Here is a 16,130-nt window from a genome sequence, read left to right on the forward strand (position 1 = left end):
TCACTCCTTTTTTGAATTAATCGAATTATAAGATTTTTTGAGATGTAGGTAAATTGATGACAAACTGCTTTTCTTGTAACGGTGCAAATGCCGTATAAGAATGAATAACCACATCATTTGGCATCAAGCCTTCTTCATCAAATATGACAATTTCATTTTGCTCTGCTAACAAGGATGCTGGAATCTTATAATCTTCTTGCGGCCCAATGTTCCAGTACCTTCCTAAACATTGGCCATTTACCCAAAAGCATCCTTTGCTCAAATGATTAAAACGAACCTTTACGATTGTGCCCTGATCAGGGGTCCAGGAAAAGTGTCCTTTATACCAGCGGGGATAAACCGATTGCTTATCACCATTTTCAGATAGTGTCCATTTCTTTTCCTCATGAAGCTGAGCACATGATTTCATTTTCCACCCATGAATCTGCTCTCTTTCATTAAACAAGTAAAGATCAAAACGGCGAATGTTGGAAATATTTTGAACGTCTAAATCCAGAACATTTTCCCCTTGCTTTAACGCATCGCTAATATCTGCAACCCCGTAAACAGCACTGCTTTTTCCCCAAGCCGTTTGGTTATCCATCAGCATCTTTGCAGGCTTTCCATTTACGTTAACACGCGAAACTCCTTCGCCAACAAGGATTGCACTGTCATAGCCAACATTCAGAAAAGAACTTAAAAATCCAATTCTGCCATCAATTTTTGGTATTTGTGACAAATGATGCTGAACTCCACAACCCTCCACTTGCCAATTCCCCAGTAATGATAGATGCTTACCGCTTAGTGCAGGTGCTTCACTAATTCCCTTTGGTTCGCCAATAGATTGAGTAAAGTTATAGCGCCCCATATTTTGGACAAGGCATGTTAACGTATTTTTCCCTTGCTTTACTGAGACATCTATGGAAGAAGCCCCAAGCTTGCTGAGCTTCCCTACAAATTGATGATTGCAAAAGACCATGACTGGATCCTCTATCCTCGGAAAGACAATCGTTGTTTCTTTTGTTTCCGAGGAATAAAATTCGCTTTCATAACCTAAATAACCGCTAAACTGTCCAAAGCTGCTGAAATCAAGCGGTTTTTCAACCTCTTTCACACCTTCGCGTAAAAAACAAAGGTTTTCATCTGCTGTTTCCCATTTTAATGGAGCAATGGAGGTGCTTTTTTTCAACGGAACACTATTCCCTTCCATGGACTGTCTCGAGACAATACTTATACAATAAGTCGAACCATCCTCAAATAAGAGCTGAACGGTCTGTGGCTGGCTTCCATGGAAAAAACGAAACGCAATACGATCTTCTTCTACTAATTCAAATTGGTTGGGAAGAGGACAATCGATGTCAGCTTTTCTATTAAGCTGTAATAATAAGGATGAACGTTGACCTTCCTCTTGATAAACAACCGCTTCATCAGAACCAAAACCTGTTGTCCGACCCGTTAGGGCTTCAATTTTGAAATAATTCCCTGCGTTAACATTACAGACTATTGGCAAAACTGCATTAGCTTCAATTGTAAAAGGTACAAGACTATGATTATGATAAACTTGCGATTGAATTCGTTCATTTCTATTATTCTCGATAAAGGTCACTTCGCCATATGGACTGACAATTCTTTGAGATGTTAAGTCACTAGGAAGCTTCAAATCCGAACTTGCTTGTTCTGCATTCGTTAATAGCGGTTCCAGCCATTTGACGAATGCATGATACCTTTTCAATACTTCATATTTTTTTGTCGGCTGCAAATATTCATCTAAAGCAACATCATAATCGTACGAAGTGATGGAAAAAGTCTGCTCTCCAGATGTCCGGCCGCCCCAGTGATCAAAATTTGTACCGCCAAAATACATATAATAATTGATCGCAGAATAACCATTGCTTAAAAGCTGATAACACTCCCGTTCAAGCTGCTCAGGTGTTTTTTGATTGGCTTTATTTCCACCCCATTGTTCAAACCAGCCAATCCAAAACTCCATAACTCCTTTCGGTTGATCTGTATATCTTTCGTCTAATATCGTAGCCGCATGCTTTGAATTTGACCAAAAGTTGCGAAATTCTACAGCACCATCAACTGCTCCGTAGCATGTAACAAATGGTACCTCAATGTCCCTTGCAATCATCCCATCCCGCAGGTATTCCATATACTGTTTATCTGGTTTTCCATAAGACTGGAATTCATTTTCTACTTGAACCATGATTACTGTCCCATTTTTCGTCAACTGGAATTCATCGATGATTGGTATGATTTGATCAAAATATTTATCTACATATTGTAAAAAGGTAGGTTCTGACGAACGATATTGAATACCCTTTTTCGTAGAGAGCCACCAAGGAAGCCCTCCAAAATCCCATTCTGCGCAAATATATGGACCTGGTCTTGCAATAACATACAATCCTTTATCAGCACATAACTGAAAAAAATGAGCTACATCTTTATCACCAGAGAAATCCCATTCTCCTTCATTCATTTCATGGAAGTTCCATGGAATATATGTTTCAATTGTATTGCATCCCCCTGCTTTTGCTTTATCTAAAACTTCGCCCCATTCAGACCTCGGCAGACGGAAGTAATGAATGGCAGCAGATAAGATGAAGATTCTTTGATTCTGTATCTTCCAGCTCTTTTGGTCATAGGTAATCATTTAATCGCCTCCATACTTTCTATGCGCCAGATATTCTTGGCATCCATATTGGTTCTTTTTCAAGCTCTGCTCATATTTAATGAAATAATAGCTGTTCTTTAATGTCATGATACCCGGGAGCTTGGGCAAGAAATCTCATTTTCGCAAGTTAATTGGATATCGCTAATAACGAAAAATGTAAATATTGGTTTTTCCATATTTGTTAGAGTTTCCTTAAACTTCCTTGGTCTGATTTTCAGATGGTAATGTTTTTTTATGAAAGAACAGATTCAAACCGGAAAATTTAAAGTTTGAAGTCTCTCTCACTTTATTCTCCATCGTATGAAATATATTCATTGACACCCACATCGTAAAAAAAGCTACAACACTAACGCTAAAAAATGGAATTAAACCCGGAACCCGCAAAAACAACCTAAATAAAATATAGTAACCGAAAGCTAATAGCATCGTATGGAACGGGAAGGATATTCCCAATAATAAGGACATTGTCAGGTATTGCTGCAGCTTAAATTCAAAATGAACAAAAACAGGGATAACATATAATAGTAGAATTAAAAAAAGAATACTAAGCGTGATAATGAAGATAAATAATAATAGATGCATGAACCCGTTGGTAAATCGAATAATGGAAAAGTTTAGATAGATTAGGAACCCAATGAAAAACAAAACAAAGCCTATGGTGTTCGCTTTCCAAAACTCTTTCCGGAAAGTAATCCAATAAACTTTAACTAATGAGCGGAATTGTTCGTTTCCCATCCGCCATTTTCTTATGGCTGTAAATAACCCTACAGTTGCCGGCATCAGCCCTAGGATAATGCCTCCCATTAAAGTCAGGGCGATCCAAAGGATTTGAAAAATGGCTATTTTCATAACAATTTCCGAAAAACGATAAAACTTCCATATTAGACCATTGGTTTCCATAAACACCATAACCCTCTTCCTAAGAAGGAAACACGTACGGAGAACAAGTGTCATCCGTACGGTTCAATCAACTTTTTTATTTTTCCATTCTCTTGTATGCTGCTTCATAAATTTCTATGTAACGTTTAACGCCCATTTTTTCTAACGTACTTTTATATTCATTCCATTTAGAGAAATCTGCTTTTCCTGTAATAAAGTTTGCTGTCATCTCTTTCAGATACGTATCCATATCGGTTGAAATTGGTGTTAACTCACTCTGTTCTTCTGCTGTAAAGTTAAACGCCGGCCAAACATCACCCAATTTAAGCGATAGCGGTTCTGCTTGTTTGGCATTTGCGGTTGTAGCCTCCTTGCTTTCTGCCCCGTTAAAATATTTTTGCTGAACAAAACCAGGATAATAACCACCAGGCCATGTTAGGTATTTACTTACTGCTTGGTCTAGAGTTAATCCATCCGGATTCTTCTTAATTTCATCAACATAATCCAATTTACCCGTTTTTGGATCCTGGGTGTAGGTCTTACCTTCGAAGCCCATAAAGAACATTTTTGATCCTTCATCACTATACAAATGATCGATCCACCTTACCGTCGCTTCAGGACTCTTATTCTTATTGGTAATAACAGCCATCCCTATGTTTCCTAAAGGTGAACCAATTGCTGTATTTAACCGATCTCCATGAGGGCCTTTTAATACAGGAATTCCTACAAATCCACTCAGATTTTCTGTCGTCCCAGGATCAACTCCGTTTATGACGCCAAAGGTATTCTTTGAAGCTTTCGCACTAAACTCTTCCGTCTTAAGGGTGAAGATTTCTTTATCAATTAAGCCTTTAGTATAAAGCTTGTTTAAATATTGCAGTAGCTCTTTATATCCATCAGTGGTCGGTACAAAGCGCATTTTTTTTGTTTTCGGATCTAAGTCAACATTATTATTCGCAATTCCATGATTATTTAAGCCAAAAGATCCTTTTAAGGCGTAAATAAAATCATCGATTCCATATGCCCCGCCCCAAGGAATTTCGTCTGCTTTTCCATTACCATTTGGATCACCGTCTTTTATGGCCTGTAATACGGATTCAAATTCATCAAGAGTCGTTGGTTCTTTCAATCCTAATTTATCAAGCCAATCCTTTTTAATCCATGGCGTTCCATAAAGGAGCCCCTTGAATTCAGGATCATAAAAAGTCGGAAACCCATAGATTTTTCCATCAGGCATCGTAATCCCTTTTTTCACTATAGGATATTTTTCCATAATCTTTTTAAAATTCGGAGCATACTTATCAATTAAGTCATTTAAAGGAATAAATACACCCTGCTGACCAAATTTTACTAAATCCGTCTTCGGCACTGCAGCTGCGAATAATACATCTGGATATTCACCACTTGCAAGCATGAGATTTCGTTTTTCCTTCAAACTTTGTGTTTGGACAGTATCCCAATTGATATGAATATTGGTCATTTTTTCATATTCTTGCCAAAGCATTAAATTGTTCCAATCCTGTGATTGCAAAAACTTTCCCGCAAAGCCTTTCAACTCAATCTTATCTTTTACAATGGGCATTCCAGTTTGATTAAAATTAGCTATTGTAGGTTCCTTTTTACTGTCTTTCTTTTCGACAGCGGTTTTCTCGTTGGAACATGCGCCTAATACGAGTGAACCCATTAGAACAAGCGATAGGATACTAGACTTTTTCTTCTTATTCTTCATTTCGCAACCCCCTGATTTTATCCTTTAATAGATCCAACCAAAAATCCTTTAACAAAATACCTTTGTAAGAATGGATACAAAATCAACATTGGTAAATTCGCAAAAATTAAAACAGCATATTTTAGCCCTTCCACACTCATCTGCTGTTTTAAGAAGCTTTCACTCGTTGATTTAACCATATCACTCGCTTGGTTTTGAATAAGGATCTCCCTTAAGATTAATTGAAGTGGAAAAAGTTCTTTATTTTGTAAATAAATTAATGCTGTAAAGTAAGAATTCCAGTGTGCAACTGCATAGAACAAAATCATAACGGCAATAACAGGCATGGAAAGAGGCAAAACTATTTTTAGCAGAATTCTAGTATTTCCTGCGCCATCAATCATGGCCGCTTCTTGAAGTTCAAGTGGAATGGTTGTTTGGAAAAACGTCCGCATGATAATAATATTAAATATAGATACGGCATTAGGAATAACCATTACCCAAAAGGTATCAATCATTCCAAGACTTTTGATAAGCAAATAGCTAGGAATTAAACCACCGCTAAAAAACATCGTGAAAACAAAGATTCCCATAATCACATTACGGCCAACAAAGTCTTTCCTAGAAAGTGGATATGCTGCCATAATCGTTAATACTACGTTAATAGCAGTCCCTACTACCGTATATTTAACTGTATTGAGAAATCCGTTTATAATATCATGATTTGAAAATAATTTTTTGTACGCTTCAAAATTTAACCCCTTTGGCCAAAACCAAATTTCTCCGTTTAACACATGGATTGGATTGCTAAGCGACGCGCTTACGATAAAGATCAAAGGATAAACAACCAGTAACGCGATGATTGTTAAAAAGAAATAATTAAAAAAACTAAAAACTTTATCGGATGCTGTATTTTCCATCTAGTTCACCACCTACCATAGGCTTGTTTGATTGATTTTCTTAGCAAAGAAATTCACCATTACAAGCATAATGAAATTTATGATTGAGTTGAATAACCCTACTGCAGCAGAAAAGCTGTATTCAGCTTGTTCGATACCGCTGCGATAAACAAAGGTAGATATAACGTCTGATGTCGACATGTTTAGGGTATTTTGCATTAAGAAAACTTTTTCAAATCCAACCGACATAACAGATCCTGCATTTAGAATAAAAAGAATAATAATCGTTGGCATAATGGTTGGGATATTAATATGCCATATTCTTTGAAGTCTCGAAGCACCGTCAATCATTGCTGATTCATGTAAGGAATAGTCAACAGAAGTTAGAGCAGCAAGATAAATAATAGAGCTCCATCCCATGGTTTGCCAGACATCGGAAAACACGTATAATGTTTTAAACCAACTTGGTTCTGACATAAATGCGATTGGTTTTCCACCCACTAGAATACTAACTTGATTGATTAATCCATCCGGCTTTAAAAAAAGGATTAACATCCCGACAACTACTACTGTAGATAAAAAGTGAGGAGCATAAATAATGGTTTGTACGAATTTTTTAAACTTAGAATTTCTTACTTCATTTAGCATTAGGGCAATGATGATTGGAATCGGGAATGCCACTGCTAGTGTATAAATACCAATACCCAACGTATTTTTAATAAGTCTCCAAAAATAGTAACTATTAAAAAAACGCTCAAAATGTTTCATCCCTACCCATGGACTATCCCATATCCCTAGCGTTGGAATAAAATCTTTAAAAGCAATTTGCACGCCGTACATAGGAATGTAATGAAATACAATAAAGTAAGCGATTACAGGAGAAACCAATAAATAAAGTTCCCAATTTTTACGGAACGACTTCTTTAAAATTGTCCACTTTGACAAGGAAGCTTCTGATTTTTTTTCTAATATACTAACGTGTTGCATACTAGTCTTGCTTTGAATAATTTTTTCCAAATCCTCTCCCCCTTCTCATACGGAAGCTAATCACACATACTTGACAGTTGAACCTTGACTGACCTCAATAACCTTTCCGCCAGAGCGAATGGACTCAGTCGCTGCACAGCCGACCGCAACACTCATTCTTCCTGCATATGGTGTGGTTAAAGGCTGCTTGTTGTTTAAGACTAGTTCGACAAAGTCTCTGCATATTTTTGGATCCGCACCACCGTGGCTGCCTTGTTCTTTTTTCATATCATAGGTTATGTCACTAAATTCATTCCAGGAGTTTGATTTTCTCGTTTTCACATATACTTTTTCATTTACATCGTCATTCTCTACTCTGCCTTTTGTACCGATAAAGGTATAGTTTCTTGAATAATCTGGTGTAAAGTGGCATTGCAAGTAGGAGGCTTTAATGCCGCCTTCAAGTTCCATAATCAACATATTATTGTCCTCAACATCGATTTCTTCCCGAAAAGCGCATTGGGTCAATACGTTCAGACTCGCTTCCGTACAGGTATCCTTTTCATCACAAGTAGGACATGTTAATGTATTTGGTTTATCTCCACCGTAAAAATCGAGTCCCCCAAAAGCCGAAACCTTTTTTGTATATTTTCCAGTAATCCAATGGATCACATCGAGATCATGAGAACCCTTTTGCAATAAAAGAGAAGTCGTATTTTTAGCTGTTCCATGCCAGTCGTGATAGTAATAATAACCGCCAAATCCAACGAAGTGTCTAACCCAAACGGCTTTGAGGTCACCAATCACACCTGAATCAATAATCTCTTTCATTGTTTGGTACATACTCATATAGCGCATATTAAATCCAATCATTAAATGTTTTCCCGACTTTTCCGCTTGTTCGATGATCCGGTCACATCCTTCTACTGTGATCGCTAACGGCTTTTCACAATAGACGTGCTTACCAGCTTGAAGTGCCGCAATGACATGCTCCTCATGTAAATAATCTGGAGACAAAATGGCAACAGCATCAATATCCGTGCGAGCGAGCAACTCTTTATAATCGGTAGTAATATATGCATGTTTGTTAATTTTTTCTTGAAAGGCTTTCAACCTTTCCATCGAAACATCAGCTGCAGCAACGACAACTGAATTCCCACCTGGGTTATGCCAATACTTTGCAATACCACTCCGAAGTCCTGCACCAATAATCCCAATTCTTACAGTTTCCATTTGATACTTCCTCCTATCCTTTCTTCTTATCCCTGCTACTTTTGATGATTCCTCTTGGTGAACCACCTCCTTAAAGTCTTGTGGAAGTATTTCCTTATTATCATCCAAACGTTTTCCTGAATGGCGTTAAAATAGAATCTTTTAGATCCTATTTCCTTTCAGATGATTCCCGAATGACTAATTCGAATAGTAATATGATTTTGATTGACAGCTCAATTTTCTCCTCTACCATGTCCATAATTGTTTTTTGCAGCCATCTTTCCCATTTGGCATTTAGGGATATCTACCATTTAGAGAGACAATGTTGAATATTCTTACATTTCCATATTATCTAATCCGAAAAAAGCTATATCTTTTGGGATCTCTAAATTGTTCTCGATGACAGCTCTTATGGCAACTATCGCCATCATGTCACTAGTAAGACTTCTCTTAGGTTTTTAATTTAAGCGCTTTCTTTACTAGAATAATAAATATAAATTTCCTGAATTTAATAATTTTTTTAATGAAATTCTTTAAAGAATTTCATTAAAATAGGAATATACACTCTTACTGTTAACGGGTTGTAGGTACAAGTTATTTTAAAAAACTTGCTAAGAATTAAGTCTTAGCAAGTTTCTATCTCTTTTTAAACTGAAAATTCTAACTATTTTAAATATACACTCCCCACAATGAACCTGTCAACCCATCAACCAGAATTGAATTTGAATTTTTTTATCTGCCTACAGCACAATTGGGATTAGGATCTATATGAATAAAAATACCAGATTTGATACCGTGCAACTGATTGCCTTAGCTGGTCACGGTATCTTATCAAAGTATATTTATGTTCATTCACCTACTGGCGTACCCGCGGCACAGGCAGAAAGTGGCGGCATGCTCATGTATTATGGCTGCGACGCTATTGACGTTGTTCTTATCTTTATACTTTGCTTTCAATGGTTCAAAGCCGCACGGCCCCGTAAATATGAAATTAAAGGAGCATTATCCTCCACAAATACGTTGTACTTAATGGTCCATACCGAGTTATACTTTTCATACTCTTCAAACACGAATTGAATTCGTTTCCCCGTTTTGTATTTTTCTTCATTTACTTGTTTAATCGTTAATTCACTTGACTTGATCATTCTTTTATTAGTGTCTCCGGGACCGTTGTTGTCTTATCTAGTAGTATCTTCAAACAGGTAAATTTCAGCACCGGTAAATGAAATAGCATTTGTTAGTGCACCACTTGATTGAACAATCTTTACGTATCTTGCTGTTTTCGCCTCTGCTAAATCATACTCTTTTCCAGATTCAGTATATACTTTGGGATTCTGGTGCAAAAAAATCAAATTGATCGCAAGTAATCTATAAATCTTGGACATACCGATACTACTACTCTAAAAAAAGGAGAGTAATCAGTATGACGAATGAAAATTTATTTAAGTGGAAGCACTACTACTCCAGTACTAGGTAATTCCCCACCTTTTCCGCTGTCTTTATTTTACTTATCGTTACCTGAATGATTTGATCCTCCCTTTTCCTTTAAATTGGCTAAAGCTAAATTTAAGGTTTTTGTTGCTGCAACTACTTCTTGTTGTGTAGCTTCTTTATCTTTTAATACTTTGTCAGCATTCTTTAATTCTTCCTTAAGCATTGTTACACTTTCCTTAGTATATTTAGACAAATCCATTTTCTTTACTTTATTTATTAAATCTTCAAGAGCAGATTTATCTGGAACTAATTTTAAATCAAGGTAAGACTTAAGTAAGTTATTATAAGCTTCATCTACTTTTTCTTGAGTTACATCTTTATTTCCTAAAACCTTTTTAGTGTCATTTAATGCTTTTTCAAACTTATTCCAAGTTTCTTTAATATATTTATCTTTATTTAAGCCTTCAACCATATTTACTAAGTTTTGAAGAGCTGGCTTATTTATATTCTTCTTAACTAAAGCATCTATAGCTGTCTTTAAGTTATTTAATGCTTCATCTACTTCCTTTTGCATTGCATTTTCTTTAGCTAATACACCTTCTGCTTTTCCAAGAACTCTTTTTAAGTTAGCCCATGAATCTGATGTATACTCTTTTTCAACTAATACTTTTGCTGAATTTACAAGAGTTTGTAATGCTTCCTTATTTCCTTGCTTAAACTCAAGCATCCATATTGAATTAACTAATCTCTTAAATGCAGCATCTACTTCTACTTCTGTTGCATCATGATTTCCATAAACTTTTTTAGCCTGCGCTAATGATTCATTAAATTCTTTACCAACGGCTGGTACTACACCTTCTAATCCACCATTAGCTACTCCTTTATCAGCATAGTCTAAAGCTATCTTTAATGCTGGCTTATTAACTTCGTCTTCTTTAACTTCTCTTTCTAAAGTTATTCCATATTTAACTTCTTTAAGTCCATTTTCAGACCTTACAATAACATCTAGCTTCTCTGAATTATTTACAGTATAAACTACAGAGGATGATGCATTATTAGTTGCATCTACAGTTATTTCTGGTAACTTTTCATTAGCAGCTAATTTAATTGTGTAGTTGTATTTATCAGCTGCAAAACCTTCTAAACCTTTTCCATTAACTTTTATATCATTTACAACAAAATCTGAATTTTGTTTAACTCTCTCTTCAAAAGCTTTTATTTCTTTTATTCCTAAAGATTTACCACTTTTAGGTTTCATCTTTATTCTTAATACCTTTGTCTTTACCATATCAAAAGTATAATAATTTGTATCTGTTGATGAAGTTACATTCGGATTAGCAACTAGATTTGTTACAGTTACCCAATTTTTATCATCATTAAATGGATTTTCTGCCTCCATTAATACATGTGATGGTTGATTTGGTACAACAACCTTATCTCCAACATAATATTGTATTTCAAAGCTTTCTGGACTGCTACATCCCCAATCTTCAAAGAAAGTAGCTTCTAGATTATTTATATATTTCTCCTCTGGTAAACCTGATCCGAAGATAATGCCAACCCAATCACCACTTCTTGGATTTTCTACCCAGTTAGTCCACCTAGTATCATTTATCGCTCCATCATTTACATATTGAATTTTATCCTTTGAATATGGTTTTACAATTGCATCATTTGTAAATGAAGCTATTGCCATTGGCAGATCAAAACCTGCCTTTGTTCCAGCAATATTAACACCTTTTACAGTGTCATTACTTACGCTGATACTTGCAGTTACAACTCTATCTGTTCCGTTTACTGTTCCGTTTATAACAAAAATTCCAACTTTACTTAATAACTCTTTATCATAATCTTTCCAAGTAACAGGAAGATCAACTATTGTTCCATCTGTATAGTAAGCCTTTACCGTTTGTGGAAGATTTGGCTCTACCTTTACATTCGTTGCCATTGAAATATTTTGTAATGCTGATAATCCTTTTACAACAACGCTTGCCTTCACTTTTAAAGCTTGTCCTTCAACAGTTCCTTCAACTTCAAATACTCCATACTTATTATATAATTCTTCTTTTACTTCACCCCAAGTAACCTTTACCTCTCTAGGTAATCCAGTATCATATATCGCCTTTACCTTTTCTGGTAATATTGGTGCAACTCCCTTATCAGTTTCTATATTTACTTTTTCATAAGAAATAATAGTCTTTTGGGCAGTATTCTTTCCAATATTTATTACGATATTGTTAGTAGTAACAGTCTTACCTTTATAAGTTACCTCTGCATGTAAAGTTACTGTTCCTTCTTTATAAGCATATAATTTATTTCCTTCTACCTTGGCTTCTCCTGTATTATCTGAAGATACATTATACTTTACTTGTAGCTGATCTGACCCAATTAAAGAATCATCTTCTAATTTCCCATCTACTTTAACATTAACAATATCGTCTTCAATTATATCCTTCTTAGATAATTCTATTGTTGCTGAAGCTAATTGTGGCTCACCCTCTGAAAAATTAACGATATAATTGTTAGTCGTTCCGTCTTCTGCTGTTACAATAATAGTAGCGTTACTATCAGCATTTAACGCTGGAACTACAAATACACTTGCATTATCCTTAGCAGTAGCTGTAACTACTGGCACTTTTGATCCATATGGTAGATTCACTCTGTATTCATTACTATTTTCATTAAAGTTTTCAACAGCTGCACCATCTACTTTAATATCACTTAGTAATGCTGTTCCTGTCTTTTCTATTACATTAGAATAAACATAGAATTCAGTAAGCCCAACTGCTTTATTAGCTGCAGTATCTTCTTTTAATAAAGCTCTTATTTTCGTTGTGTTTACTTCATCAAAAGTAATCTCTTCTATACCTTCTGCTGAGAATCCTTTTGTTTTACTTTGATTAGAAACTCCAACCCACTTACTACCATTCCAATATTCAACTAAAATCTCACTTGGAATAGCAACTCCATAATCACTATATAATGAGATTCCTATTTTATTTACAGAATGCTCCTTATCGAATTCAATACCAACATAATCATCATAATTTTCTCCAGGTTTCCCCCAGTTTGTCCATCTATTCTTTGGATTGCTCTCCTTAGAAACCACACCATCATTTATATCATTTATACTATCCCATCCTGCAGTATATGAACCAAATGCCTTCGGATAAGCTTTACCTTCATTTAATGCTATATTTTTCTCTTTAAAATTATTAGATACAACTACGATAGCTTTAGGATGTAAGCCTTCTACTCCTGCAATCTTACCTTCTATTGTAATCGTTTTAGGTGAATTAACATCCTCTGTTGTTAACTCTCTATCCCAAGTTACTGGGTACTTTTCTATACTTCCGTCATTGCTTACGACTGATACTTCTTTTGGAAGCTTAGCTTGTTTGCCAACAGGTACTAACATCCTAGAATCTAATACACCAATAACGTTTTTAACAATTACTTTCATATTTACTGAAATATCACTACCTACTACTTTTCCTTTAACTGTAAATATTCCAGGAGTTTTTAAAGCATCCTCCGGAACTGCATCCCAAGTAACATCTACCTCTTTTTTAGTTCCGTTTGAATAAAGTGCTGTTACTTTCTCTGGAAGTTTTAGTTCCCCATTAATAGGTACGACAACGTCGCTTACATCATATCCTACTATTTTATTTTCACTTAACTCTTCTTTTGGAACAGTATATACTGTTATATTATCAGAAGAAATTCCTTGACTGGTTGCAGTCAATGTAAATGAGCCTGCATTTTTTGTTGATTGAACGATAACTAAAGCCTTACCATTAAACGCTTTTCTCTTATTATCTTTATATCTCTCAACACTTGCAGCATTACCATTATCCACTCCTACAATCTTACCATTACCTTTCACGTCAAAATTGATTAAGTTATCAGCATTTGGTACTAAAGTTCCATTTTTATCAGTTACATCTACTGTTATAAATGATAAATCATATCCATCTGCAGTTATAACTTGTCTATCCGCACTTAAATCAATCTTTTTCGCATCCTTAGCAGTTTTCACTTCATCTCTTGCAATTTCTTTACCATTTGCATCCTTTGCAACAGCAGTTAATTTACCTGGTTTATACGGAACTCTAAATTCTAAGTGAAGCTTACCATCCTTAGTCTCTTTATAAGTTCCATTGTAACCTGCTTTTGTAACTTCATATCCTTTACTTTCTACTAATTTACCTAAATCAGTACTTGTTACATCTTCATTAAAATATAAGTCAACAGAATTAGCATTCGTATATGCATAAACTAATATTTTATCTCCGTCAACCTTTATACTATCATCATTCTCCCAATTCCAGTGTGGTAATAAATGAACCATTGGCTTATCTGACCATTGACTTTGGTAGAAATAGAATGCATCCTTTTCAAATCCTGCCGTATCTATAGCTCCAAAATATGACGATTTTGATGGGAATTTATTATAATAGGGAGTTGGTTCTCCTATATAATCGAAGCCTGTCCAAATATATTCTCCTTGTATATATTTTCTATCTCTATCCATCTTCCATGATGATTCTGCTGTTTTACCCCAAGGAACATAATCATTATCATAAGAAGATTGTTGTAAATCTGTATGATTATCACCTACACCATTTCTTTCTGGATGTGCATATACTCCTCTACTTCTTATAGCAGAAGAAGTCTCTGAGCCGTACATGATCCAATCTTTATGTTTTTCTTTAAGTTTATCATAATTATTTTCAGCATAATTAAAGCCTGCAACATCTACAATATCAGATACGTTTTCATGAGGTCCCTCCCCACCACCAAATGCAAATTGAATTTCTGCAGTGGTTGTAGGTCTTGTAGTATCAATTTCCTTAACCCATTTCTGAAGCTTGGTTACTGTTTCCACACCCTTTGCTTCACTTGTTTCCCATATTTCATTTCCTAATGACCACATCATTATACTCGGTGCATTCTTCCCTCTATTAACCATTTGCTTAATATCATACTCTGCCCAAGTCATATTTCCATACATTGATTTTTGCTCGAAAAATCTTGCATAGTCATATGGCTTCTTTCCACCATACCAGGTATCAAAAGACTCCTCTATAAGAAGCATCCCCTCTTCATTACAAATATCTATTAAGTGTTGTGATGCAGGATTATGAGTACCTCTTATAGAATTTACTCCCATATCTTTTAACTTTTTAACTTGTCTTCTTATTGATGCTTTATTATCAACAGCACCTAAAGCTCCTTGTTCATGATGCATACTCACGCCTTTAAGCTTCGTTTGCTTCCCATTTAAAAAAAAGCCATCGTTAGGTGTCATATTAAACCATCTCATACCAAAATCTGTTTTATACTCATCCACTATTTTATTATCAATCATTACAGTAGTAGCTACCTTATATAAATATGGATTTTCAGTTCCCCAAAGTGTTGGATGTTCAACAGTTACATCTGCATTAAATTTCTTAGTAGCACTTGCACTAACTACTTCAGTAGTTATATTTTCCGCTACGCTATTTCCTTTAGCATCTAAAATAACTGATTTAACACTTACCTCTTTATCTGTAGATTCCTCATTCATAATGTCTGTTTTAATATTAACTTTAGCTCTACCTTGTTTGTATTCATTTTCTAAATCTGGTGTAGTTACATAAGTACCATACTCTGCAACATGAACCTTTTCAGTCACGGTAAGGTTTACATCTCTATATATACCACTACCTGAATACCATCTACTACTTGGCTGCTGATTTGTCGCCTTTACAGCTATAACGTTTTGAGTAACACCATCACATACTACATCATCTGTAATATCAAATGAAAATGGAGTATATCCAGAAGGATGGTTACCAATCTGCTTTCCATTCACATAAACATAACTATCCATGTATACTCCACCGAAGTTAATGCTTATTTTCTTTCCTTCCATCTCCTTAGGAAGTACAAAGCTCTTTCTATACCAGCCAATTCCACCATCTAGATATCCACCTTCATGAGTTGCTTTAGAATCTTTATTAAAGTCTAACTCTATGCTCCAATCATGAGGTAACGTTAACTTTCTCCATTCACTATCATTAAAGTCTTTTTCTTTCGCTCCTGCTACATCTCCTAAATTGAATTTCCAATCATCGTTAAATGATATAGTTCTTTGTGATTCATTATTTGTAGTACTAACTATTTCACTATTATCTCTTGCTATAGTCTCTGCCAATGTTGTTGTCCCTAAAGAAGTTGTAAATACTACTGTAGCTATAGCTAAGCTTAATATCTTATTAAACTTCATACCTTTAGCTCCATTCATCAATTTTTCAACTTTTCTTTTATATTCAGTATATTCTGACTAAACACTTTATGCTGATACTAGTATTGTTTCATGGACACATCT

The 16,130-nt window shown here is 35.2% G+C and carries 8 protein-coding genes and 1 pseudogene; 1 reads left to right on the forward strand and 8 read right to left on the reverse strand.

Translation table 11 applies throughout. From position 1 onward, the window contains the following. Positions 1–25: 25 nt before the first annotated feature. From WAX78_RS05800 to WAX78_RS05825, 6 genes are all read right to left on the reverse strand, one after another. Positions 26–2,635 (reverse strand): beta-galactosidase, encoded by a 2,610-nt coding sequence (locus WAX78_RS05800; RefSeq protein WP_336481298.1) that lies wholly within the window; start codon positions 2,633–2,635, stop codon positions 26–28. Between the two features lie 213 nt (positions 2,636–2,848). Continuing rightward, positions 2,849–3,556 carry a YesL family protein gene (locus WAX78_RS05805; protein ID WP_336481299.1) on the reverse strand — a complete coding sequence of 236 codons (708 nt, stop codon included), beginning with the start codon at positions 3,554–3,556 and terminating at the stop codon, positions 2,849–2,851. Between the two features lie 76 nt (positions 3,557–3,632). Continuing rightward, complete coding sequence (locus tag WAX78_RS05810) at positions 3,633–5,264, reverse strand: extracellular solute-binding protein (protein ID WP_336481300.1); 1,632 nt, start codon at positions 5,262–5,264, stop codon at positions 3,633–3,635. Between the two features lie 17 nt (positions 5,265–5,281). Further along, positions 5,282–6,163, reverse strand: coding sequence for a carbohydrate ABC transporter permease (locus WAX78_RS05815; RefSeq protein WP_336481301.1), 882 nt, complete (start codon positions 6,161–6,163; stop codon positions 5,282–5,284). Positions 6,164–6,175: 12 nt separating this feature from the next. Beyond that, positions 6,176–7,129: an ABC transporter permease gene (locus WAX78_RS05820; RefSeq protein WP_413789172.1), complete on the reverse strand. Its 954-nt coding sequence runs from the start codon at positions 7,127–7,129 to the stop codon at positions 6,176–6,178. A 60-nt stretch (positions 7,130–7,189) separates the two neighbouring features. Continuing rightward, positions 7,190–8,341, reverse strand: coding sequence for a Gfo/Idh/MocA family protein (locus WAX78_RS05825; protein ID WP_336481303.1), 1,152 nt, complete (start codon positions 8,339–8,341; stop codon positions 7,190–7,192). A gap of 774 nt (positions 8,342–9,115) precedes the next feature. On the opposite strand from WAX78_RS05825, the pseudogene WAX78_RS05830 reads away from it, so the two are divergent. Then, a pseudogene (locus WAX78_RS05830) lies at positions 9,116–9,397 on the forward strand (hypothetical protein); the annotation flags it as partial. A 101-nt stretch (positions 9,398–9,498) separates the two neighbouring features. On the opposite strand, the gene WAX78_RS05835 reads toward WAX78_RS05830, so the two are convergent. Further along, entirely contained in the window at positions 9,499–9,705 is a 207-nt protein-coding gene (locus WAX78_RS05835; protein ID WP_336481304.1) for a hypothetical protein, read from the reverse strand. A gap of 119 nt (positions 9,706–9,824) precedes the next feature. After that, positions 9,825–16,028: an Ig-like domain-containing protein gene (locus tag WAX78_RS05840; protein ID WP_336481305.1), complete on the reverse strand. Its 6,204-nt coding sequence runs from the start codon at positions 16,026–16,028 to the stop codon at positions 9,825–9,827. Positions 16,029–16,130 lie beyond the last annotated feature (102 nt).

It is taken from the genome of Bacillus yunxiaonensis (genome assembly GCF_037104695.1).
Taxonomy (GTDB): domain Bacteria; phylum Bacillota; class Bacilli; order Bacillales; family Bacillaceae_G; genus Bacillus_A; species Bacillus_A yunxiaonensis.